The sequence below is a fragment of the Ruegeria sp. AB5 genome (genome assembly GCF_056542645.1).
On the sequence record NZ_JBQGAE010000072.1, the window covers coordinates 1 to 943 of the forward strand.

The 943-nt window shown below is 55.6% G+C and carries 2 protein-coding genes; both read left to right on the top strand.

All coding sequences use genetic code 11. The features are described 5' to 3' along the window. Position 1 precedes the first annotated feature (1 nt). A complete protein-coding gene (locus ACR0L4_RS23650) occupies positions 2-580 on the top strand; it encodes an LPS export ABC transporter periplasmic protein LptC (RefSeq protein WP_480515651.1) in 579 nt (192 codons plus the stop codon). A 3-nt stretch (positions 581-583) separates the two neighbouring features. After that, positions 584-943, top strand: a 360-nt coding sequence (locus ACR0L4_RS23655) for an LptA/OstA family protein (RefSeq protein WP_480515653.1), incomplete at its 3' end; no start/stop codon positions are given.

The following is a 943-nucleotide window of genomic DNA, read 5'->3' on the forward strand; positions in this document are numbered from 1 at the left end:
GGTGCAGTTCCTGAAGTTGCTGCTACCGCTTGTGGCGATTTTGTTGCTGTCTTCTGTCTTTCTTCTTTCTCGCAGCGTCGACACCAATGTCTCGGTGCCGTTCAGTGATCAGGATATTGACGACCGGCTGACAGATCAGGTGGTCACGCGGCCCGACTATAAAGGTGTCACCCGCAAGGGCGAGGAAATCCGCGTCGAAGCCCGAAGGGCCAGTCAGGGTGGCGATGGCGACACACCGACGGCAGCCGAAGTGCAGGGCCGCTTTGGACTAAGCAATGGGGGCGAGATCACACTCGAATCCAACACAGGCATCATCAGGCCAGACAAGGGTACTGCAACGTTTGCAGGGGATGTGGTCATCACCACCAGAGACGGCATCCAGGTCACCACCGACCTGTTGAATACGTCGCTGGATGAAATACGTGGTGATAGCCCTGGACAGATTGACGGAACCGGTCCGATTGGCGACTTTACTGCCGGAAGAATGGTGTTTGGGACCGAAAAAAAGGACGGTCCGGTTCATATTCTTTTTACAGGCGGCGTGAAGTTGATATATGAGCCGCAAAAAGCAGAAAGATAACTTGTGTTCGATTTACGTGTCGCCTTTTTGTGTCTAGCCGTGGCTGTCGGAGCCACACCTGTTTCTGCACAAGAGGCTCAGGTGGCGTTCGGCTCGGTCAATGCCGACCCGACGCTGCCGGTCGAGGTGACGTCCGAGACATTGAACGTGAATCAGGAAGATGGATCGGCCGAGTTTATCGGCAACGTCATTGTCATCCAGGGTGAGATGCGCCTGACGGCAGACCGGGTTCTTGTCATCTATAACGAAGAACGCTCGGCCATCGAAAGGATGGAGGCCACCGAAAACGTGGTTCTGGTCAGTCCGCCCGACGCAGCCGAGGGCGATTGGGCAGAATACACCATCGATTCCGGCGTGATTGAG